Source organism: Stenotrophomonas sp. STEN013 (genome assembly GCF_056760355.1).
Genome location: NZ_JBRREO010000001.1, coordinates 843,646 through 864,278, shown reverse-complemented (window position 1 = coordinate 864,278; position 20,633 = coordinate 843,646). Strand labels below are relative to the sequence as shown.

Genomic DNA, 20,633 nt, shown 5'->3' with positions numbered 1-20,633 from the left:
CGCGCCCTGTCCGATCCATGGAAATGGCTGCCACACGGCAGCCATTTCGCATGGGCAAGACAGGGGACGTAAAACCGGCGCACCGTCGTTGTTTTCAATGGATCTTCTGTACGGGCGATGGTTGCAAAGGTCGGGCTGTTGCCCGGCCTTTGTATTCTGGAGACGGCGATAGGGCCTTTATGCCGGAAGCCGGGCTGCATGGCCGTTTTGCACGGGCTGTGTCACACGCCGTTGGCCGGCATCCCGGGTTCAGGTCGTGAGGCCTGCCTGCTCCCGCTCTGGAAAATGGTATCCGTGCCGCATTTGCCCCCTTGCGATATCCGTATGATCCCAGCCGGTGGGGCGTCGCCTTCTGGAAGAATATTCAAGGAGGAATACAGATGGTTGAATCACGATCTACTCATCTTCCCAGTTCCCCGATCCATCCCGACAACGCGTTGTACCAGCGGCTCCTGTCCGGAGTGGAGGGTTTGCAGCGATGGACGCCGGACCACTGTGTCAATCTGGCTGCCGCCCTGTATGCGGAGGTGCGCAGTCGGCACCCGCACATGCGCGCGCAGGATATTGGCCAGGTTGTTGCGGGACAGGCGGAGGGGGCTCGCGCGGTCCTGTTCGCCATGCCGGTGGCTGGATATCACCGGCATGATCCGGACCCTGCTGCACTGCGGTTCGGTGTGTCTGTCGAGGCGCGCCTGCAATCGGCCCAGGTGACATTGGCCCCTTTTGGACGACAGCTAACGATCGGTGCGGATGGATTCCTGACCGACTCCGGGATCGTCCACACGCCGATTGCCAAGATCGAGCAGGGCGCGATGCCGCAGGTAAATGGCATTGTCCTGCATCGAACAGAATCGAGTACGGCCGCCGGAACGATAGACACATGGCGGACCCGGGCGGACGGAACGGGCGCCCACTTTCTGATCGACCTCGATGGCACGATCCACCAGACCGTCAGTATCGAGCGTCAGGCATGGCATGTGGGCGCGATACGGTCGCGTGGCGAAGTTGAAGGAACCCTTACGCCGGAAGATCAGCGTGAGCTCGAGGTGGCAAGGGGAGCGGTCCCGGAGTGGCGCGCCGCGGCGGTACGGGCGGTCAGTCGGGTCGAATCCAGCCGCCCGTATCCAGAGCGCTATCCAGTCAATGGCGACAGTGTGGGTATCGAGGTGGTGGGCAGATACCGTGCAGCCACCAGTACGTGGGATTCGCCCACCGCGGCGCAGACAGCATCAATCCGCAAACTGGTTTCCACCTTGCAGCACAACTTCGGGCTTACCGACCATGACGTGTATCAGCATGATGTCATCTCGCGCAAAACCCCTGGCGAAGGTGCGGGCTTGTATCCGCCTGCTGCTCCTGCTGCCGATGTTGGTGGGGTGCCACCTGCAGGACCGGCCCGATAGCAGCGGGCCGGAAATCACCGTGCTTGAGATTCTCAAGCCGGTCTATCAGCCCCTGGAAAGCGCGCGCCGGTCGTCCGCGGAGGCGGCCACTTGCCAGGCCTGGTCGCTCGACGCCCGGCAGGCGACGACCCTTTTCCGCCTGAGCAAACCGCTGCGGGAGGGCGAGTTGCACGATTACGACTGGCTGCCCTGTTCAATCAAGGGGCGGGTGCAGGCCGAAGGCCGGATCTGGGATTTCGAGATCAATGCCGCAGGTACCAGCACGTGGCGCGGCAGCCATGAGACGCGTCTGCTCGGCTGCGCGCAGGCCGCGTGCGAGTCGCTGGTGATCCTTATGCCCCAGGGCGGGCAGTGAACAAAGGGCCGGGGTCACTTCTGTCTGGCGTGGCCAGGCAACGGCTTCCACGGACTGTGCGTGCGGGCTACGTTTCACGCAGCAAACGTAGTCACTGGAGCGGAGCGATCAACGGCGAAGCCGGCCCGAAGGGGCGTAATTCAGGTGCGAATCAAGCCACTTCCACCGGGCGCATGCCGATGCGATGAAGCCGCATCGGTTCCCTGCGCTCCTCGCGGGTCGGGGCGGCGCGGAACTCGCGGCGCTCAGTGCCGCACCTTTCTCCCTCGATCCACTACGGTGCTCGGCAGGCCTTGAGAGTTCGGGTGGATCAAGTGCGGCAGACAACAGCAACAACAGTCGCTGGCGACCAGGGACGAACTGGCATCGGCACGGTTGGCCGCGGTAGCCGAGTCTTCAGTCGCCCTTTGCCATTCGATTTTCTGCTTCTGCTTACTGCAGTGGGCCTTCATTCCCCTAACGCATGGCTGATGGCGGGCGCGGGTAACCGCAGCGCGATGCGCAGAAGCGTGTCGATTTTCACCAAACTAGTGACGTGCCTTCGAACGAAACATGCGCCTGAGCGTGACGGACTCGCGCAAGGCGCGGTCGTGCATCCGTGATGTGTTTGACCCGTCATCGGTTGTTGGAACGGCTCCTGTTACGGCTGTTTTTTTGCGAAAGCAAAGAATGGCCCTTCAGCCGCCGAATGGTTGGTCACAGCAGCGTATAAGCGCAGGTGCACGAAAGCTTTTCTCTCTTGCTATGCAGTCCGCACCATTTACATGGGGCTCTGCGCTTTCTTCCTTGCATTTCGAATTTCTGAAATCGGCGGTGCATCCACTTTCTGCGGCATGCCGAGCCCTGTATTTGGCGGCCCGGGTGCGACGGTCAACATGATTTGGGCAGCGGTCTTTCGTCAGCGGAACGTCAAATGGAGGCAGACCATTAAAGATTCGGCGCGTACGGCCGTTACCGGCAGCGCCTTATGGCCGATCTCTTTCTTTCCGGATTTCATATTCATGTTCAAACCCACTGTCCTCGCCCTGGCCGTTGCGTTCTCTGCCAGCCTGGTTGTCCCCGCCGCCGCCGCGGCCGCCTTTGACGACGTGAGCGTCGGTGCCGGCGTGTCCACGCTGGGCTATGGCGTGGACCTGAATTCGCAGTTCACCGAGCGCTTCTCCGCCACCGTGGGCTACAACGCCTTCACCATCGACGGCGACGAGAACACCGATGACGTCCGCTACCAGGGTGATCTGAAATTCAACAACGCCACCGTCAAGCTCAACTGGCATCCGCTGTCGGGCGGCTTCCACGTCTCGGCCGGTCTGGTGGTCGGTGATATCCGCGCGGCTGTCACCGGCACCCCGCGTGCCGGCGGGGTCTACGAGTTCAACGGCGTGCAGTACACCGCCGCCGATGTGGGCCAGCTGCGTGGCCGCGTGGAAATCAAGGACAGCGTGGCGCCGTATGTGGGCGTGGGCTACCGTTCGCGCGGTGAAGGCCTGGGCTTCTACGCCGACCTGGGCGTGATCTCGGCCAAGACCAGCGTCAGCCTGGCCGCCACCGGGCTGGCCGCCGATCCGCAGTTCAAGGCCGACCTGGAGCAGGAGCGCCGCGAGCTGGAAGACAAGATCGATCTGAGCGTGTACCCGGTGCTGGGTCTGGGCCTGGTCTACCGTTTCTGACCGCCGCACGCCTGCGCGGGCCGGTACCAGGGCCAGGCGGATGCCTGGCCCTTTTTTTGTGTGGCGGCGATTGCTGGCGCGGCCACCGCGCCGCAACCGGCGCGTAGGTGGCCGACGGTATCTGTAACTGTGATCTGCATCGATGGGCGCCGATGTCCTGCATTGCCTATGATCGGCAGTCCATCAAGACACAGGAGTGCAATGTGCGACAGACAGGGAAATGGGTGGGGCTGATGGTGGCCATGGTGGCGGGCCTGTCGGCCTGTTCCGAGCCGGAGCAGCCGGCGCTGGCAACGGCCCCGCTGACGCTGGCACCCGCGCCGGTGGCGGAAGAGACTGCCGCCACGGGCCCCGCAGTGGCCACGGACACCGCCACGGCGGGCGCGCGGCGTGCCTGCATGATCGCCGGCACCATCACCGTCCTCGGCGAGTCGATCCGCTCGCGCGATTGCATGCAGATCGCCGGCACCAGCACCGAGCAGGACCTGGCCCGGGCCTGCGAAGGGCTGGCCGATGGCCTGAAGCAGGCCGGCAGCGCACCGGCCGAGGTGACCTATATGGAGGCCTGCCCGTCGCCCTCGCAGGGCGTGTGCCGGAACATCTTCGGTGGCAGGTTCGACGGCCACTACTACGAGCGCACCGCCGACAGTCTGGAAGGTTTGCCGCAGAGCTGCAGCATGGGCGGCGGCACCTGGGTGGCCGGATGAATATGGCCGTTTGAACCGGGCCGGTTGATTCTGGCGGAACCAGCAGGGCCGGCCGCGGGTTTGCGCGCCGGCCTTTTTCTTTCGGTGGCATGTTCGCCGGGCAGCGGCTGGAGGCGGCATGCGGCGGCATGTCAGCCTGGCCGACTGCGCGGTCGCGCCGCTGCTGCTCTCCGCCGCCTGGGCCGATCCGATCAGCAACCGTTATCCGTTGTTGCGCGGTCGCTGGCGCGCCCGTCTTTCGCCCGCGCGATGGAGGAGGCACGACTGCCGGCACCTGTTGCCGCCGGGCTTGTCGGAGCGCGACTGCGCGCGTGCTTTACGCCGGCAGCGAAGGCGGGCGGCGCGCGGCGTCCTGTCCGGTGGTCGCCGGCAGTTTCCCGGCGCCGGTCTTGATCCAGCGTCCGTCCTGGCGCGCCTCCACCTCGAAGCGGGCCCAGTGCTGGAACTGCGCCGGACTGGCCTCGCCCTGCTGGCCGCAACCGGCGCCGGCGACGATGCGATACGAAAGACGGGGGGTGGGGGTGCCTGCCGCCGGCAGCGCGAGCACCTGGCGCACGCTCCACGTGCGGCCCAGCCGGCCATTGCTGTAGCAGCGCCCGGCCTGGATCCGCGCCGGGTGCAGCGACACGCGCTCGGCATGCTGCTTGGCCAGTTCCAGCAGCTCGGTGAGGTTCTCGTCGGTGATGTCGACAAAGGAGTTGAGCTGGCCGATGGCGGCGTGGAAATCCTCCTGGGTCAGATCGAAATTGCGCTGGGCCGGGCTCACGCTGGGCAGGGGCTGCCGGCGGCGGTGCAGATGGGCCGGATAGCGGCGCCAGGCGAAGCAGGCGTTGAACAGCACCGCCGCCAGCAGGATCGCGCCGACATTGATCGCCACCGGCGTGAGCAGATAGTGGTAGCCCAGCGCATGCACGTCGCTGCCGCCGATCACCGCCGCCAGGGCGGTGGCGCCACCGGGTGGATGGATGCAGCGCAGGTAGTGCATTGCCGCCACCGCCAGTCCGACCGCGAGTGCGCCGGTCCATACCTGGCCGGGAAACAGCTGCTGGCAGCTGACGCCGATGAACGCGGGGACCAGGTGCCCGGCCAGCACCGGCCACGGCTGCGACAGCGCGCCGTGCGGTACCGCGAATACCAGCACCGCGGTGGCACCCATCGAGGCCAACAGCAGGGTGCTGCCCGGATGGCCGTCAAAGCCGTGCGGAAAGCTCCAGTGGGTGAGCTGGTAGACCGCCAGCAGGCCCAGCAGCGCGCCCAGCGCGGAGATCCACTTTTCGCCGTGACGGGTCTGGTTGCGTTCAATACCCAGCCAGCTGCGAAGCGGCGGGAGCGGTGTGGGAGAGGATTTCATCGGCGCAAAGCGGTAGCAGGTGTCGCCCCTATTTTCAGGTCACAGGGGCTGGCCGCACTACACGCAATGCGGCGATTCGGGCGTCGGCTCATGGCGATTTCTTCGCTCGATATGCCTGCGGTGGCCATGTATGGACAGCTGCATCCTGCCGGCGTGACTTATGCCATCACCGGTGCGCACCTAGACTGTGCGCCTGCGCCGCACCGCGGCTTTACCGGATGACCCCATGAAAACCCACGGTTACGCCGCTTTCGATCCCACCTCGCCGCTGGCGCCTTTCACCTTCGAACGCCGTGCGCTGCGCAGCAACGATGTGGCGATGGAGATCCTGTACTGCGGCGTCTGCCATTCGGACCTGCACACCGCCCGCAACGACTGGGGCTGGAGCTATTACCCGATCGTGCCGGGGCATGAAATCGTCGGCCGGGTGATCGAGGTCGGTGCCGAGGTCAGTCGCTACAAGGTGGGCGATCATGTCGCGGTCGGCTGCATGGTCGACAGCTGCCTGGCCTGCGACCAGTGCGACAGCGGCCAGGAGCAGCTGTGCCGCAACGGCATGACCGGCACCTATGCCGGCGCCGACCGCATCAGCGGCGAGCCCACCCAGGGCGGTTACGCCAAGCATCTGGTGGTGCGCGAGGAATTCTGCCTGCGCATGCCGCAAGGGCTGGACCTGGCGCGCGCCGCGCCGCTGCTGTGCGCCGGTATCACCACCTGGTCGCCGCTGCGCAGCTGGAACGTGGGCCCGGGCAGCCGTGTTGGCGTGATCGGCCTGGGCGGTCTGGGCCATATGGCGGTGAAGCTGGCGGTCGGTCTGGGCGCCGAGGTCACCGTACTCAGCCGCAGCCCGTCCAAACAGGCCGATGCGCTGGAACTGGGCGCCGGCCGTCTGCTGGTCTCCAGTGACGAGGCGGCGATGGCCGCGGCCGCGGCCTCGTTCGATCTGATCATCGACACGGTGCCGGTCAAGCACGAGCTGGACCCCTACCTGCCGCTGCTGGATATGGACGGCACGCTGGTGATCGTGGGCCAGGTCGGGCCGATGGGCCAGATCAACTCCGTGCCACTGCTGCTGGGCCGCCGCTGCATCGCCGGTTCCCTGATCGGTGGCATCCGCGAGACCCAGGAGATGCTGGATTTCTGCGCGGAGAAGAACATCCTGCCGGACTGCGAAATGATCCGTATGGACCAGATCAATGAGGCCTATGAGCGCATGGAGAAATCCGATGTGCGCTACCGCTTCGTCATCGATATGGCCTCGCTGCCGCAGTGACGGGAATCCATCGTGGCGGCGCACGTGCGCCGCTGCGGGCGAGGGCGTAAGGTACGCGCCCTGCAAGCCGCCTCCCGTGCGGCGTGGTTCTGGATGATGGTGATGGATCAATTCGACCGTGAGCACCTGTGGCATCCCTACAGTGCGCTGGGCGGCCCGGTGCCGGTGCTCAAGGTCACCCGTGCCGATGGCGTGTTGTTGCAACTGGAAGACGGTACCCGCCTGATCGACGGCATGGCCTCGTGGTGGTGCGCGGTGCATGGCTACAACCACCCGGTGTTGAACCAGGCCGTCATCGGGCAGCTGGGAAAGATGGCGCACGTGATGTTCGGCGGGCTCACCCATGAGCCGGCGATCGCGCTGGGCAAGGCGCTGCTGGAGATCGTGCCGGCGGGGCTGGAGGCGATCTTCTACGCCGACTCCGGTTCGGTGTCGGTGGAGGTGGCGCTGAAGATGGCGGTGCAGTACCAGGCCGCACGCGGCAAACCCTGCAAGAACAACATCGCCACCACCTGCTCCGGTTATCACGGTGACACCTGGAACGCGATGTCGGTGTGCGACCCGGTCACCGGCATGCATGGCCTGTTCGGTGCGTCGCTGCCGGCGCGCTGCTTTGTGCCGGCGCCACGTACGGGGTTTGACGAACCGTGGGATGAGCGTGATAGCGCGCCGGTCGCGCAACTGTTCGCCGAGCGCGCTGACACGCTGGCGGCGTTCATCATCGAGCCCATCGTGCAGGGCGCCGGTGGCATGCGCTTCTATCATCCGCAGTACCTGCGCGAGCTGCGGCGGTTGTGCGACGCGTATGACGTGCTGCTGGTCTGCGACGAGATCGCCACCGGCTTTGGCCGCAGCGGGCGGCTGTTCGCCTGCGAGCATGCCGGTATCAGTCCGGACATCCTGTGCATCGGCAAGGCGTTGACCGGCGGTTACATGACCCTGGCCGCGACGCTGTGCACGCGTGCGGTGGCCGAGGGCATCGCCAGCGGCGAGCCCGGCGTGTTCATGCACGGCCCCACCTTCATGGCCAACCCGCTGGCCTGCGCGGTGGCGGCCGCCTCGATCCGGCTGCTGCGGTCGCAGGACTGGCAGGGCACGGTGGCCGCGATCGAACACCGCCTGCACGAGGGGCTGGCGCCGGCACGCGCACTGCCGCAGGTGGCCGATGTGCGGGTGCTCGGTGCGATTGGGGTGATCGAGCTGAAGGCGCCGCTGCGGCTGGAACGCATCCAGCAGCGCATGCTGGAGGCGGGCATCTGGATCCGCCCGTTTGGACGGCTGGTGTATGTGATGCCGCCGTATGTGATTGAACCGGCGCAGCTGCAACAGCTGTGCGAGGGCATGGTGGCGCTGGTGGCCAGCCTGCAGGACGAGGATATGCGCGCATGAACGGCAAGGTGGTATTCGTCAGTGGCATCGATACCGAGATCGGCAAGACCGTGGTCACCGGCTGGCTGGCGCGGCAGTGGCTCGAGCAAGGGGACAACGTCATCACCCAGAAGCTGGTGCAGACCGGTTGCGTCGGTGCGTCCGACGACATCCTGATGCACCGCCGCATCATGGGCTGTGATCTGTTCGAGGAAGACCGCGATGGCACGACGATGCCGGTGCTGTACGCCTATCCTGCCTCGCCGCACCTCGCCGCGCGGCTGGAACAGCGTGAGCTGGATCTTGCCGCGATCGAACAGGCCACCGCGCGTTTGTGCGCGCGCTATGACACGGTGCTGGTGGAAGGTGCCGGTGGCCTGATGGTCCCGCTGACCGCGCAGCTGCTGACGATCGACTATGTGGTCCAGCGCGGCTGGCCGGTACTGCTGGTGACCTCCGGGCGGCTGGGCAGCATCAACCACACGCTGCTGTCGCTGGAGGCCATTGCCGCGCGCGGCATCACGCTGCACGGGGTGGCATGGAACTGCCGCGACGACAGCGGCGATGAAGTGATCGCCGCGGACAGCCGCAGTTTCATCCGTGCGCATGTGGCGCGCCATTTTCCGCAGGCGCAATGGTACGAGGCGCCGCGGCTGGAGCTGGCCTGACGGCCGCGGCGCCCCGGGGACGCGCTTGCCATTGGCGGCAGCGCTGGGTATATGAATGGATCATGTCTGCGGAAGGAGCCCTCTGATGACGTTCGCATTTCCCGCGTTCCACGAACACATCCTGCCCGGTGCACACACTGTCGAAGCCGTGGAAGCGGCCATGCGCAAGGCCGGCTGGCAGGATATCCGCCGCCACGGCAGCACCGTGATCGCCAAGGTCGGGCTGAATCTGTTCTCGTTTGGTGAAACCGTGGCCATCACCCTGGCACCGGGCCATGCGGTATTCCGCAGCACCTGCATCCTGGCCACGCAATGCCTGGACTGGGGCAAGAACCGGCGCAATATCGACACCCTGCTGGCGGCACTGCGCGGCTGATTGCACCGGTACCCGGGGCCGGCGGCCCTGCGCCGGCTCTGCTCGTTCCGTCTTAGAATCGGCCCTCAGACGATTCGGGAGGCGGTATGAGCATTCTGGGCTTCATCAAGAAAGAGCTGATCGAGATCATCGAGTGGACCGATGACTCGCGTGACACGCTGTCCTACCGCTGGCCGGACGAGGATCGCCAGATCAAGAACGGCGCGCAGCTGATCGTGCGCGAGTCGCAGATGGTGCAGTTTGTCGCCGCCGGCCAGTACGCCGACCTGTTCGGTCCCGGCAAGCACACGCTGAGCACGGCGAACATCCCGGTGCTGTCCACCCTCCTGGGCTGGAAGTACGGCTTCGAGTCGCCGTTCAAGTGCGATGTCTATTACCTCAATACGCGCCTGTTCACCGGCAACAAGTGGGGCACCGCCAACCCGGTGATGATGCGCGACGCCGATTTCGGCGTGGTGCGTCTGCGCGCGTTCGGCACCTACGATTTCCGCATCGTCGATCCGCCGAAGTTCCTCAAGGAGGTGGCGGGTACCGACCAGAATTTCCGTCTGGACGAATTCGCCGACACCATGCGTTCGCGCATCGTCAGCGTGTTCACCGAGGCGCTGGCCAGGGCCGGTGTGCCGGCGCTGGATGTGTCGCAGCGCTATTCCGAACTAGGCGAGGCGCTGCTGCCGATCATCAACCCGGCCATGTCCGGCAAGTACGGCATCGAGATCACCAGCTTCGTGCTGGAGAACGTGTCGGTGCCGCCGGAAGTGGAACAGGCCATCGACAAGCGCTCGAGCATGGGCGTGATCGGCAACCTCAACGACTACGTCAAATACCAGATGGGCCACGGCATGGGCGAGGGCGGCGAAGGGGCGGCCGCCGCCGCGGTGCCGGCGCAGATGGCGATGGGCTTCGGCATGGCGCAGGAAATGATGCGCGGCATGCAGGGCACCGCACCGGCCGCCGCAGGTGCGGCGGTGCCGCCGCCATTGCCGGCCGCCAGCATGGATGCACCGGTGTTGGACGTACTCACCCCCGAGCAGGCCGCGCAGGCCTTGTCGGTGTCGGTGGAGGACGTGATGGCCGCCATCGCCACCGGTGAGCTGAAAGCGCGAAAGATCGGCACGGCCACCCGCATCGCCCGTTCGGCACTGGAAGAGTTCCTGCGCGGCGGATGAACAACGCAACGGTTGGCAAACATCCCTGTCCCGAATGCGGCGGGGATCTGCAATGGAATGCCGGCAAGCAGGCGCTGGCCTGTCCGTACTGCGGCACCGTGGTACCGCTGGCGCAGGCCGCCGACGGTGTGGGCGATGGCAGTGCCGGTGTGGTCGAACAGGACCTGATGCAGGCGCTGGCGCGGCTGCAGGCGGCCGAGCGCACGCAGCCTCCACCGCTGCCGGCGGAGCAGGCACGCCCGGGCGGTGTGCTGGGCCTGCTGCAGAGCATGGCTGCCACGCCTGCCGCGCAACGCGGCTATGGCGCGCAGTCACGCGAGGTGCAGTGCCAGAGCTGCCATGCGATTTCGGTATTTGTCGCCGGCAAGGTGGCCGACCGCTGCGAGTTCTGCGGCTCGCCCTCGATCATCGATCACCAGTCGTTGGGCGATGCGATCACCCCGCAGAGCCTGCTGCCGTTCAAGATCAGCGACGGGCAGGTCCGTGATGGCATCCGCAAGTGGTACGGCACGCGCTGGTTCGCACCGAGCCGGCTCAAGCGTGCGGCGTTGACCGATACGCTCAAGGGCGTGTACCTGCCGTACTGGACGTTCGATGCGCAGGTGTCCGCGCGCTGGACGGCCGAGGCCGGCTACCACTATTACGTGACGGTGAGTTACCGCGACTCCAACGGCAATACCCGGACCCGACAGGAGCGACGCACGCGCTGGGAACCGGCGGCGGGCTCGCTGCGGCATTTCTTCGATGACGAGCTGGTGCCGGGTACGGTCGGGGTGCATATGGCGCTGCTGCACAAGATCGGCAGCTTTCCGACCACCACCGATCTGAAGGCCTATTCGCCCGAGTTCGTGCGTGGCTGGATGGTGGAGCGTTACCAGGTCGATCTGCGCCAGGCCGCGCAACAGAACGTGGCGCAGATGCAGGCGCAGACAGAAGCGCTTTGCGCCGAGCAGGTACCCGGTGATACACACCGCAATCTGCAGGTACAGGCCGATTACAGTGCCCGCACCTTCAAACACATCCTGGTGCCGGTGTGGCTGGTCAGCTACACCTATGGCGCGCGCAGCTACCAGGTACTGGCCAACGGCTACACCGGCGAGATTGCCGGTGAGCGTCCTTACAGTGCGTGGAAGATCTTCTTCGCGGCGGTGACCGCTGCGCTGGCGGTGATGGCATTGCTGTATGTGCTGGGAAATCTCTAGGCCTGCCGGTTGCCGGGATGAGGCTGGCTGCGGCAGCGACCGGACGTGGTCCCGGTGCCGCCGCGGGCGTCTGGTGGTCGCCCCCTTTAAAACCGCTGGAGCGGCCCCCATCTGATGGGCTTGTGGTAACAGCAACAAGGGAGGCTTATGCAAGCCGACATGACTGGATGGATCCAGTGCAGGAAATGCAACGCGGTGTACGAGCCCGCGATCAAGGTGCTTGAGCGGGTGTGTCCGCAGTGCCTGTCGATCAAAACCGTACGTCTGGACGTGGCCACGCTGCTCCAGCATCACGCAATCGCCTGACACCAGGCACAACCGGTGGGCCAGGCATTGCCTGGCCTTTTTTCTGCAGCGGCCACGTACCCTCCGGTACCGGTGCAACGCCGCAGGCCAGCCTTCAGTCCGGCGATGTTCCGGCTTTGCCTATGCTGGCGGTTGAATCCTGCGCCGTCCGGGTGGAATGCCGCAACGCCCTTGCCTTTGCACGTTTTGCGCGTTGCGGTGCGGCAGACGCGCGGCGGTGATTGATCTGGATCATGACCACGCACAGACGGCCTCGGGAGAATGGCCGCGCTCCCGGTAAGGCAGGTCGCATGAAGAAACTCACGAAGCTGGTGTTGGTGGTGGTGTCGGGGATGGCGGTTGCCTACGGTGTCGCCCGCTCCACGCCACACTGGTTCGCACCGCGGCAGGTGGCCGAGGTCGATATCCACGATCGCGCGCTGATCCAGCGCGGTGAATACCTCTCGCGCGTGGCCGATTGCGCCGCCTGCCACACCGCTCCCGGCGGCAAGGCGTTTGCCGGCGGGCTGGGCATGCAGACGCCGATGGGCACCCTTTATTCGACCAACATCACCCCGGACAAGGCCACCGGTATCGGGGGCTACGACTACGCCGATTTCGAACGGGCGGTGCGCCGTGGTATCCGCGCCGATGGCCAGCCGCTGTATCCGGCGATGCCGTATGTGTCCTACACGATCAGCTCCGATGAGGAGATCAAGGCGCTGTATGCCTACTTCATGTCCAGCGTGGCGCCGGTGGTGCATGCCAACGCCGCAACCACGATTCCATGGCCGGCAAGCATGCGCTGGCCGCTGTCGTGGTGGCAGCTGATGTTCGCCCGTCCGCGCGAGCACCGGGTGGATCCGGCACTGGATGCCAGCGCGCAGCGCGGCGCCTATCTGGTGGAAGGCTTCGCCCATTGCGGCGCCTGCCATACCCCGCGTGGGCTGGCGTTCCAGGAAAAGGCGCTGGCCGATGATGGTGGCCGCCAGTTCCTGTCCGGTTCGGTGCTGGAAGGCTGGTATGCCAAGAGCCTGCGCGATGAGGATATCGGGCTGGCGACGTGGAGCGAGGCCGAGATCGTCGAGTTCCTGCGCAGCGGACGTACCGACCGCACCGCGGCGTTCGGTGGCATGGCCGATGTGGTCCAGCACAGCACCCAGCACATGAGTGCTGAAGATCTGCAGGCGATGGCGCACTACCTCAAGCAGCTGCCGGCGCGTGCCGAACGTGCGCCGCAGTGGACGCCGCGCGCCGACACCACCACCGCGCAGCTGCGCGCTGGCGACTACCGCCAGCCCGGTGCGCTGGGCTATTCGGAGCACTGCCAGGCCTGTCACCGCGCCGACGGCAAGGGCGCGCCACGCATCTATCCGGCGCTGGCCGGCAATTCGATCGTGTTCTCCGACGATCCCAGTTCGCTGATCCAGGTGACCCTGGCCGGTGGCCGTACACCGCAGACCGCGCATGACCGCATGGCGTTCACCATGCCCGGTTTCGCCCATGTGCCCAACGTCGAGCTGGCCGACATCCTGAGCTTCATCCGCAACAGCTGGGGCAACCATGCCAGCGAGGTGACGGCCAACGACATCGCCCGCATGCGGCGGGTGATCGCGCACAAGCCCGTGCACTACGTGCCCGAGGAGGCCGCGCAATGAACAAGTCATGGATGGCGGCCACTGCCGCCCTGCTGCTGGCCGGTGCCGCCGGCGCCTGGGTCTGGCACGCCTACACGCACCCGGATCTGGATGCGCCGGAGCCGGTGCCGATGGAGGTGCTGGACAAGGACGGCAAACTGCTGGGCCATCATCTGGCGCCCAGCGCGCAGGAGATCGCCGGGCTGTCCAACGCCGCGCAGGTGATGCTGGGCCGGCGTCTGCTCAATGAAACCGCGCGGCTGCTGCCGGACAACGTCGGCAACGGCCTGAACTGCAACTCCTGCCATATGGCCAACGGCCGCGAGCCGCTGCGCAACCACTACCTCAATACCGGCGGCAACTACCCGCGCTACATGCCGCGGCCGGGCAAGGCCATCGATCTGGCCGAGCGCATCAACGGCTGCTTCGTGCGCTCGATGAACGGCAGGAAGCTGGCGGTGGAATCGGCCGAGATGCAGGGCATGCTCGCCTACATGCACTGGCTGGGCAGCGGCATGGCCAAGGGCGCGAAGGTGTCGGGCAAGACCGAAGGACCGATCGACATGTCGCTGCGGCCCGATCCGGTACGGGGCGAGCAGATCTACGCCGCGCAATGCGCCTCCTGCCATGGCAACAACGGCGAGGGCATGAAGGACGCCTCCGGCGACTACCTCTTCCCGCCGCTGTGGGGCGAGGAGTCGTTCAACATCGGCGCCGGCATGGCGCGATTGAGCAAGGCGGCGGCGTTCGTCAAGCACAACATGCCGCTGGCGGTGACCTACGAGCCGCCGTTCGGACAGACGGTACTGCCCGACCAGGATGCGATCGATGTGGCCGAGTATTTCATCAGGCAGCCGCGGCCGGATTTTGCCGGCAAGGTCAACGACTGGCCGCGCGACAACAAACCCAAAGACGCCCGGTACTGATCGTGCCGTTGGCAACCAGGAGTACAGGAATGCAGATTGTTTCCCGCGGAATCCTCGCCATGGCCATCGCGGCCGGCTGCGCGCCGCTGGCGGCGCTGGCGCAGGACAGCGGCCCGGACACGACGCTGTCCACGCAGATCTTCGCCAACGCCAGCCAGCTGGACCGCGATGGTGTGGAGACCGCCGATGAGGGATTGGCGATCGACCTGAAGCGCACCTTCGTGACGCTGGACCACCGTTTCAATGCGCGCTGGTCGGCGCAGATCACCACCGATGTGCAGTGGAACCGCAACAGCGATCCGACCGATGTGTGGCTGCGCCATGCCTACCTGCAGCGCGGTTTCGGCAATGGCAGCTGGCTGCGGCTGGGTAATGCGCCCACGCCGTGGATCGCGCAGGAGTCCGCGCGCGAAGGGTTCCGGTATGTGGACGCCGGATTGATCGCACGCACCAAGATGGGCGCGCCGGCCGACTACGGGGTGCATGGCCAGTACCGCCACGGGCCGCTGGTGTATGCGGCCTCGGTGGTGACCGGTGGCGGCTTCCAGAAGCCGCGGCTGGGCAACCGCGCCGATGTGGAGGCACGGGTGGGCTGGACGCCGCTCAAGGGCGTGGAATTGGCCGCCGGTGGCTATCGCGGCACGCGCGCGCAGGATGCCGGCAGCAAGCCGCATGTGCACACCGCGCAGCGCTGGAACGCGATGGCCAGCTGGGTGGGCGAGCGCAGCCGCGTCGGCGCGCAGTACTTCCGTGCCGAAGACTGGACCCGCATCACCAAGCCCGGCAGCGATGACCAGCGCGGCTGGTCGGCGTGGAGCAGCTACCAGTTCACCCCGCAGTACGGCGTGTTCGCCCGCTATGACGAAACCCGTATGAGCCTGGATATCGATCCGATCACGCGCGAGCGCTATCACCAGCTGGGCGTGGAGTGGAAGCCGAACAAGCACCTGCGGCTGGCCGCGGTTGGCAAGCGCGTGGAGCAGGCTTCGAAGCAGAAGGCGATGGAAAGCCACGAAGTGGGCGTGTGGGCGCAGCTCGCATTCTGAGCCCGATCAGCGTTGGTGAAACGCGAAAGGCCAGCGTTGTGACGCTGGCCTTTGCTTTCCGGACCAGGCCGTGGGCTTACTCGCCCTGGTACTGCTTCTCTTCCACCAGCGCCGAGCCCGCGACGCGGTTGATCTCGTTCTTGACCGCCACGCGCTCGCCATTGGTGCCATAGACACCGCGGGCCAGGGCGATGAACTCGGCGCCGAAGTCCTGCGCCGCTTCTTTGTCGCGCAGCCGGTCCTGGATCTCCCACATGCGCTCGTTGATCGCCTTGAGCTGGTCCTTCAGCGGCGACAGCTCGGTGCGCGCGCGCTGCTGTTCCAGCCACAGCGGCCACAGGCCATCCAGTTCGGTACGCACGTTGGCCAGCTTGGCCGCATCGGTGATGCGCTCGGCCTTGATTTCCAGGATGGTGATCTTGTCGATCAGTTCGCCGATCGATACCGGGGTCAGGAGGGTCTGCACGTTGCCGCTGCCACTTCAGAAGATGGGGGCCATGATACCGCCCGCCGCCGTCGCGTCGCCCGGGGAAAGGTTGCCGATGTTCCGGTAGTGGTCGCGCCTGCGTGTGGCCGCGCACAATGCGGGCCCGCCCCTGCCGTGGAGTTGCCGATGTTGTCACCGCGTTCCGTCGCCGTCGCCGTGCTGTTGGGCGGTCTGGCCTGCCTCGCCACTGCTGCCGCGAGCGATGCGCCCGCACTGCAGGGCGCGTGGCAGCTGCAATCGGGTGAATCCGTCAACAAAGAGGGTGCGGTGGTGGACTACGCCAGCCAGAAGCTCGCCAGCACCAAGCTGCTGGCCGACGGCCGCTTCGCCTTCACCACCACCAGCGACGGAAAGTTCTGGGCTGGCGGTTCGGGTACCTATACCACCGAGGGCGCGCGCTACGTGGAAACCCCGCTGATGGCGTCCTATCCGCTGGAGAGCGGCGGCCGCTACGAGTTCCGTTACACGCTGGAGGGCGATGTGTGGACGCTGGAACGCTGGGACGGTGAGCGTCGGGTCGAGCGCGAGGTATGGCGGCGCGTGGCGCGCTGAGGTGCACGGGGGGCATGCCTTCGAGCCGGGCGGAAGAGGGGCTCCGGCGCCGGTTCAGCCCTGATCCACCGGGGCCGGTCAGTCCTGCTGTGCCGGCGGGAAGCCGGCCGCGTCCAGCGCCTCGATGAAATCGGTCGCCGGGTGGCTGGACTGGATCTGCACGGTCTTGCCTGCCAGATCGATGTCGATGGTGGCAGCCGGGTCCACGTCCTTGACGGTCGCGGTCACGCTGCGGGCGCAGCCGCCGCAGGTCATGCTGTCGATATGCAGTTTCATCGGGAATCTCCACTGGGTGGGGGCATGGTGGGGCTTGCCAGTGTGGCAAGGTCAAGCACCGGATAAGGCTTGACCCTGCCATCGTGGGAAGCTTTAAGGTGCCCTCAACAGTAGGCAGGTGGAGATGAGCCGATGATGAGCAAGGTCGATCCGGGCACCCCGCATCCGGCACAACATTCGGAAGAATTGTTGATCGAAGGCATGACCTGTGCCTCGTGCGTGGGCCGGGTGGAGCGGGTGCTGAGCGCGCTGCCCGGCGTGCAGTCGGCCAGCGTCAACCTCGCTACCGAACGCGCCAGCGTGCGGACCGACGGCAGTGTCGGGCGGCAGGCGCTGGTGCAGGCCATCCGCAAGGCCGGCTACGAGGTCAGCGCGCCGGCCCCGGTGGAGCTGATGATCGAGGGCATGACCTGCGCTTCGTGCGTGGGCCGGGTGGAGCGCGCGCTGCAGGCGGTCCCCGGCGTGCAGTCGGCCAGCGTCAATCTGGCCACCGAGCGCGCGCGGGTGCAGGGCGATGCGCCGGTCCAGGCGCTGCTGGCCGCCATCGCCAAGGCCGGCTACAGCGCCCATGTGCTGGACCTGGCCGGCAGCGGCGAGGATGCCCAGGCGCAGCGTCACGCCGAGGAGCTGCGCGTGCTCAAACGCGATCTGTGGCTGGCCGCGGCGCTGACCCTGCCGGTGTTCGCGCTGGAGATGGGCGGGCATCTGCTGCCGGCGTTCCATCATGTCATTGCCACCACGCTGGGCACGCAGAACAGCTGGCTGCTGCAGTGCGCGCTGACCACGCTGGTGTTGCTGTTGCCGGGTCGCCGCTTCTATCTCAAGGGCATCCCGGCGCTGCTGCGCGCCGCACCGGACATGAATTCGCTGGTTGCGGTCGGCACGCTGGCTGCGTACGGCTTCTCGCTGGTGGCGACCTTCGCCCCGCGCTTGCTGCCGGCCGGCACGGTCAACGTCTACTACGAAGCCGCGGCGGTGATCGTGACGCTGATCCTGCTCGGGCGCATGCTCGAAGCCAAGGCCAAGGGCCGCACTTCCGAGGCGATCAAGCGCCTGCTCAAGCTGCAGGCCAGGACCGCACTCGTGCGCCGCGACGGCGGTGTGGTCGAACTGCCGCTGGAGCAGATTGCCACTGGCGATGTGATCGACGTGCGTCCGGGTGAGCGGATCGCCGTGGATGGGCAGGTGATCGACGGCGACAGCTACGTCGACGAGTCGATGATCAGCGGCGAGCCGGTGCCGGTGCAGAAGGCGCCGGGTAGCACCGTCATCGGCGGCACCGTCAACCAGACCGGCACGCTGGGCGTGCGCGCCACCGCGGTGGGCGGGGCCACGGTACTGGCGCAGATCATCCGCCTGGTGGAACAGGCACAGAGCGCCAAGCTGCCGATCCAGACCCTGGTGGACCGCATCACCCTGTGGTTCGTGCCGATCGTGATGGCGCTGGCGGCGCTGACCTTCGCGGTGTGGCTGTTGCTCGGCCCGGAGCCGGCGCTGACCTTCGGCCTGGTCAACGCGGTGGCGGTGCTGATCATCGCCTGTCCCTGTGCGATGGGCCTGGCCACACCAACCTCGATCATGGTCGGCACCGGCCGTGGCGCCGAGCTGGGTGTGCTGTTCCGCAAGGGCGAGGCGCTGCAGCTGCTCAAGCAGGCGCAGGTGGTGGCGGTGGACAAGACCGGCACGCTGACCGAAGGCCGCCCGGTCCTGACCGACCTGCAGCTGGCCGACGGCTTTGACCGCGCCGGTGTGCTGGCCAAGGTGGCGGCGGTGGAGGACCGCTCCGAGCACCCGATCGCCCGCGCCATCGTCAGCGCCGCGCGGCAGGACGGGCTGACGCTGCCTGCGATCAGCGCCTTCGAATCGGTGACCGGTTTCGGCGTGCGGGCCGAGGTGGACGGCGTGCGCGTGGAAGTCGGCGCGGACCGCTTCATGCACAAGCTCGGCCTGGACGTGGCGCTGTTCGCCGATGCCGCGCGGCGGCTGGGCGAGGAGGGCAAGACCCCGCTGTACGCGGCCATCGATGGCGTGCTGGCGGCGATCATCGCCGTGTCCGACCCGATCAAGCACGACACCCGCGCCGCCATTGCCGCGCTGCACGCGCTGGGCTTGAAGGTGGTGATGATCACCGGCGACAACCGCCGTACCGGCGAGGCCATCGCCCGCCAGCTGGGCATCGACAAGGTGGTTGCCGAAGTGCTGCCCGAAGGCAAGGTCGAGGCGGTGCAGCGGCTGAAGGCCACGCATGGCCATCTGGCCTATGTCGGTGACGGTATCAACGATGCGCCGGCACTGGCCGCGGCCGATGTCGGCATGGCGATCGGCACCGGTACCGACGTGGCGATCGAGGCGGCCGATGTGGTGCTGATGTCCGGCAGCCTGCAGGGCGTGCCCAACGCGATCGCCCTGAGCAAGGCGACGATGGGCAATATCGGCCAGAACCTGTTCTGGGCGTTCGCCTACAACACCGCGCTGATTCCGGTGGCCGCCGGCGTGCTGTATCCACTGTGGGGCGTGCTGCTCTCGCCGGTGTTCGCCGCCGGCGCGATGGCGCTGTCGTCGGTGTTCGTGCTGGGCAATGCGTTGCGCCTGAAGCGCTTCCAGCCGCCGCAGGGTTGACGGAGACGATGATGGAAGTGGGCATGAACATCGGCCAGGCCGCCAGGGCCACCGGCATCTCGGCCAAGATGATCCGCTACTACGAGGACACCGGCCTGATCGGGCCGGTGGCGCGTACCGATGCCGGCTACCGCCTCTACAGCCCGCGCGACATCCACACGCTGGGCTTCATCAAGCGTTCGCGCGACATGGGCTTCAGCGTGGAGCGTATCGGCGAACTGCTGGCGCTGTGGAAGGACCACTCGCGCCACAGCGCTGACGTCAAACGCATGGCCAGCGAACACATCCAGGTGCTGCGCGAGCGCATCGACCAGTTGCAGGAGATGGTGCAGACGGTGCAGGCGCTGGTGGATTGCTGCGCCGGCGATGGTCGCCCGGATTGCCCGATCCTGCGCGACATCGAAACCGGCGTGCCGCTACACGGTCCGGCGACGCCGACAACCTTCGGCCAGGCCGCTGCGGGCAAGCGCAAGCACACGTAGATCGCCGTGCTCGCTTGAATCCGGCCAATTGCGCTACACGCGCCACGCGTGCCAGAAAATGCCTGAATAAACGCCTAAAAACAGCGCTTCTCGCGCATGCCGATTTCAGGATGCGTTGGGGTGGCTAACGGAAAACTTACAACCGGACGCAAGCAGTCGCGCTGGCTGCTGTGCCATCTAGTTAGTAATCCAGAGGTTGTACCCATGAAGAATTCGCTGATTGCCCTGGCGCTGCTTGCCGCCGCTCCGTTCGCCGCCTCGGCCGCCGACGGCCTGTCCTACAACTATGCACAGGCTGATTACGTCAAGACCGACGCGGACGCCGGCAAGGCCGACGGCTGGGGCGTGAAGGGTTCCTATGAATTCATTCCGCACGTCCATGCCTTCGGTGAATACAACCAGCAGAAGGCCGACCTTACCGACGCCAAGACCGACCAGTGGCGCGTCGGTGTCGGCTACAACCGCGAAATCGGCAACAGCACCGACTTCGTCGGCCGCGTGGCCTACAACAAGTTCGACCCGAAGCAGGGCCTGGACTTCAACGGCTACAGCGCCGAGGCCGGTATCCGCACCGCGTTCGGTGCCCACGCCGAGGTCTATGCGATGGCCGGCTACGAGGACTACACCAAGAAGCACGGCATCAACCCGGAAGGCGAGTTCTACGGCCGTCTCGGTGGCCAGGTGAAGTTGAACCAGAACTGGGGCATCAATGGCGACCTCAAGATGAACGGCGAAGGCGACAAGGAATGGTCGATCGGCCCGCGCTTCAGCTGGTAACCGGCTG

21 protein-coding genes are annotated in these 20,633 nt (G+C 66.3%); 18 read left to right on the top strand and 3 right to left on the bottom strand.

Translation table 11 applies throughout. The features are described 5' to 3' along the window. Positions 1-380 precede the first annotated feature (380 nt). The 4 genes from ACVOMH_RS03820 (at position 381) to ACVOMH_RS03805 (ending at position 4,132) form a co-directional block, all read left to right on the top strand. Positions 381-1,403, top strand: a complete 1,023-nt coding sequence (locus ACVOMH_RS03820) for an N-acetylmuramoyl-L-alanine amidase (RefSeq protein WP_481551097.1) — start codon at positions 381-383, stop codon at positions 1,401-1,403. 19 nt (positions 1,404-1,422) lie between these two features. Then, positions 1,423-1,758 (top strand): hypothetical protein, encoded by a 336-nt coding sequence (locus ACVOMH_RS03815; protein WP_481551096.1) that lies wholly within the window; start codon positions 1,423-1,425, stop codon positions 1,756-1,758. 1,001 nt (positions 1,759-2,759) lie between these two features. Beyond that, positions 2,760-3,425: a hypothetical protein gene (locus ACVOMH_RS03810; RefSeq protein WP_481551095.1), complete on the top strand. Its 666-nt coding sequence runs from the start codon at positions 2,760-2,762 to the stop codon at positions 3,423-3,425. Between the two features lie 203 nt (positions 3,426-3,628). Beyond that, positions 3,629-4,132 carry a hypothetical protein gene (locus tag ACVOMH_RS03805; RefSeq protein WP_481551094.1) on the top strand — a complete coding sequence of 168 codons (504 nt, stop codon included), beginning with the start codon at positions 3,629-3,631 and terminating at the stop codon, positions 4,130-4,132. Between the two features lie 316 nt (positions 4,133-4,448). On the opposite strand, the gene ACVOMH_RS03800 is transcribed toward ACVOMH_RS03805, so the two are convergent. Then, entirely contained in the window at positions 4,449-5,483 is a 1,035-nt protein-coding gene (locus ACVOMH_RS03800) for an HPP family protein (protein WP_481551093.1), read from the bottom strand. A gap of 226 nt (positions 5,484-5,709) precedes the next feature. Here ACVOMH_RS03800 and ACVOMH_RS03795 point away from each other — a divergent pair, with 226 nt between their 5' ends. From ACVOMH_RS03795 to ACVOMH_RS03750, 10 genes are all read left to right on the top strand, one after another. Beyond that, positions 5,710-6,756, top strand: coding sequence for an NAD(P)-dependent alcohol dehydrogenase (locus tag ACVOMH_RS03795; RefSeq protein WP_481551092.1), 1,047 nt, complete (start codon positions 5,710-5,712; stop codon positions 6,754-6,756). A 102-nt stretch (positions 6,757-6,858) separates the two neighbouring features. After that, complete coding sequence (gene bioA, locus ACVOMH_RS03790) at positions 6,859-8,145, top strand: adenosylmethionine--8-amino-7-oxononanoate transaminase (protein WP_481551091.1); 1,287 nt, start codon at positions 6,859-6,861, stop codon at positions 8,143-8,145. Beyond that, entirely contained in the window at positions 8,142-8,792 is a 651-nt protein-coding gene (bioD, locus tag ACVOMH_RS03785; RefSeq protein WP_481551090.1) for a dethiobiotin synthase, read from the top strand. The genes bioA and bioD overlap by 4 nt, the downstream gene beginning before the upstream one ends. An 85-nt stretch (positions 8,793-8,877) precedes the next feature. Further along, positions 8,878-9,168 (top strand): hypothetical protein, encoded by a 291-nt coding sequence (locus tag ACVOMH_RS03780; RefSeq protein ID WP_481551089.1) that lies wholly within the window; start codon positions 8,878-8,880, stop codon positions 9,166-9,168. 86 nt (positions 9,169-9,254) lie between these two features. Continuing rightward, positions 9,255-10,337, top strand: a complete 1,083-nt coding sequence (locus ACVOMH_RS03775) for an SPFH domain-containing protein (protein ID WP_481551088.1) — start codon at positions 9,255-9,257, stop codon at positions 10,335-10,337. Continuing rightward, positions 10,334-11,539 (top strand): TFIIB-type zinc ribbon-containing protein, encoded by a 1,206-nt coding sequence (locus ACVOMH_RS03770; RefSeq protein ID WP_481551087.1) that lies wholly within the window; start codon positions 10,334-10,336, stop codon positions 11,537-11,539. Before ACVOMH_RS03775 ends, ACVOMH_RS03770 begins: the two co-directional genes overlap by 4 nt. Positions 11,540-11,698: 159 nt before the next feature. Beyond that, on the top strand, positions 11,699-11,845 hold the full coding sequence (locus ACVOMH_RS03765) for a hypothetical protein (RefSeq protein WP_157722938.1): 147 nt from the start codon (positions 11,699-11,701) through the stop codon (positions 11,843-11,845). A 290-nt stretch (positions 11,846-12,135) separates the two neighbouring features. Then, complete coding sequence (locus ACVOMH_RS03760; RefSeq protein WP_481551086.1) at positions 12,136-13,482, top strand: c-type cytochrome; 1,347 nt, start codon at positions 12,136-12,138, stop codon at positions 13,480-13,482. Further along, positions 13,479-14,387 (top strand): c-type cytochrome, encoded by a 909-nt coding sequence (locus ACVOMH_RS03755; RefSeq protein WP_481551085.1) that lies wholly within the window; start codon positions 13,479-13,481, stop codon positions 14,385-14,387. The genes ACVOMH_RS03760 and ACVOMH_RS03755 overlap by 4 nt, the downstream gene beginning before the upstream one ends. A gap of 29 nt (positions 14,388-14,416) precedes the next feature. After that, positions 14,417-15,433, top strand: coding sequence for a hypothetical protein (locus ACVOMH_RS03750; RefSeq protein WP_481551084.1), 1,017 nt, complete (start codon positions 14,417-14,419; stop codon positions 15,431-15,433). A 76-nt stretch (positions 15,434-15,509) separates the two neighbouring features. Here ACVOMH_RS03750 and ACVOMH_RS03745 read toward each other — a convergent pair whose 3' ends face one another. Then, the gene (locus tag ACVOMH_RS03745; RefSeq protein ID WP_481551083.1) at positions 15,510-15,899 is read right to left on the bottom strand and encodes a DUF6165 family protein; all 390 of its coding nucleotides are present in this window, start codon (positions 15,897-15,899) and stop codon (positions 15,510-15,512) included. A gap of 147 nt (positions 15,900-16,046) precedes the next feature. Here ACVOMH_RS03745 and ACVOMH_RS03740 point away from each other — a divergent pair, with 147 nt between their 5' ends. Further along, a complete protein-coding gene (locus ACVOMH_RS03740; protein WP_481551082.1) occupies positions 16,047-16,472 on the top strand; it encodes a hypothetical protein in 426 nt (141 codons plus the stop codon). A 78-nt stretch (positions 16,473-16,550) separates the two neighbouring features. Here the strand turns inward: ACVOMH_RS03740 and ACVOMH_RS03735 are convergent, their stop codons facing one another. Continuing rightward, positions 16,551-16,748 carry a heavy-metal-associated domain-containing protein gene (locus ACVOMH_RS03735; protein ID WP_054659872.1) on the bottom strand — a complete coding sequence of 66 codons (198 nt, stop codon included), beginning with the start codon at positions 16,746-16,748 and terminating at the stop codon, positions 16,551-16,553. A gap of 135 nt (positions 16,749-16,883) precedes the next feature. On the opposite strand from ACVOMH_RS03735, the gene ACVOMH_RS03730 reads away from it, so the two are divergent. The 3 genes from ACVOMH_RS03730 (at position 16,884) to ACVOMH_RS03720 (ending at position 20,626) form a co-directional block, all read left to right on the top strand. Further along, positions 16,884-19,367: a heavy metal translocating P-type ATPase gene (locus tag ACVOMH_RS03730; RefSeq protein ID WP_481551081.1), complete on the top strand. Its 2,484-nt coding sequence runs from the start codon at positions 16,884-16,886 to the stop codon at positions 19,365-19,367. Positions 19,368-19,390: 23 nt separating this feature from the next. Further along, positions 19,391-19,849, top strand: a complete 459-nt coding sequence (gene cueR, locus ACVOMH_RS03725) for a Cu(I)-responsive transcriptional regulator (protein WP_481551080.1) — start codon at positions 19,391-19,393, stop codon at positions 19,847-19,849. A gap of 204 nt (positions 19,850-20,053) precedes the next feature. Next, on the top strand, positions 20,054-20,626 hold the full coding sequence (locus ACVOMH_RS03720; protein ID WP_057506070.1) for an OmpO family porin: 573 nt from the start codon (positions 20,054-20,056) through the stop codon (positions 20,624-20,626). Positions 20,627-20,633: the final 7 nt, after the last annotated feature.

Excerpts from the sequence above, each read along its gene's own strand:
- ACVOMH_RS03820 (WP_481551097.1), top strand. The coding sequence starts at position 381 with ATGGTTGAATCACGATCTACTCATCTTCCCAGTTCCCCGATCCATCCC.
- ACVOMH_RS03810 (WP_481551095.1), top strand. The coding sequence starts at position 2,760 with ATGTTCAAACCCACTGTCCTCGCCCTGGCCGTTGCGTTCTCTGCCAGC.
- ACVOMH_RS03800 (WP_481551093.1), bottom strand. The coding sequence starts at position 5,483 with ATGAAATCCTCTCCCACACCGCTCCCGCCGCTTCGCAGCTGGCTGGGT.
- ACVOMH_RS03795 (WP_481551092.1), top strand. The coding sequence starts at position 5,710 with ATGAAAACCCACGGTTACGCCGCTTTCGATCCCACCTCGCCGCTGGCG.
- bioA (WP_481551091.1), top strand. The coding sequence starts at position 6,859 with ATGGATCAATTCGACCGTGAGCACCTGTGGCATCCCTACAGTGCGCTG.
- bioD (WP_481551090.1), top strand. The coding sequence starts at position 8,142 with ATGAACGGCAAGGTGGTATTCGTCAGTGGCATCGATACCGAGATCGGC.
- ACVOMH_RS03780 (WP_481551089.1), top strand. The coding sequence starts at position 8,878 with ATGACGTTCGCATTTCCCGCGTTCCACGAACACATCCTGCCCGGTGCA.
- ACVOMH_RS03775 (WP_481551088.1), top strand. The coding sequence starts at position 9,255 with ATGAGCATTCTGGGCTTCATCAAGAAAGAGCTGATCGAGATCATCGAG.
- ACVOMH_RS03770 (WP_481551087.1), top strand. The coding sequence starts at position 10,334 with ATGAACAACGCAACGGTTGGCAAACATCCCTGTCCCGAATGCGGCGGG.
- ACVOMH_RS03765 (WP_157722938.1), top strand. The coding sequence starts at position 11,699 with ATGACTGGATGGATCCAGTGCAGGAAATGCAACGCGGTGTACGAGCCC.
- ACVOMH_RS03760 (WP_481551086.1), top strand. The coding sequence starts at position 12,136 with ATGAAGAAACTCACGAAGCTGGTGTTGGTGGTGGTGTCGGGGATGGCG.
- ACVOMH_RS03755 (WP_481551085.1), top strand. The coding sequence starts at position 13,479 with ATGAACAAGTCATGGATGGCGGCCACTGCCGCCCTGCTGCTGGCCGGT.
- ACVOMH_RS03750 (WP_481551084.1), top strand. The coding sequence starts at position 14,417 with ATGCAGATTGTTTCCCGCGGAATCCTCGCCATGGCCATCGCGGCCGGC.
- ACVOMH_RS03740 (WP_481551082.1), top strand. The coding sequence starts at position 16,047 with ATGTTGTCACCGCGTTCCGTCGCCGTCGCCGTGCTGTTGGGCGGTCTG.
- ACVOMH_RS03735 (WP_054659872.1), bottom strand. The coding sequence starts at position 16,748 with ATGAAACTGCATATCGACAGCATGACCTGCGGCGGCTGCGCCCGCAGC.
- ACVOMH_RS03730 (WP_481551081.1), top strand. The coding sequence starts at position 16,884 with ATGAGCAAGGTCGATCCGGGCACCCCGCATCCGGCACAACATTCGGAA.
- cueR (WP_481551080.1), top strand. The coding sequence starts at position 19,391 with ATGAACATCGGCCAGGCCGCCAGGGCCACCGGCATCTCGGCCAAGATG.
- ACVOMH_RS03720 (WP_057506070.1), top strand. The coding sequence starts at position 20,054 with ATGAAGAATTCGCTGATTGCCCTGGCGCTGCTTGCCGCCGCTCCGTTC.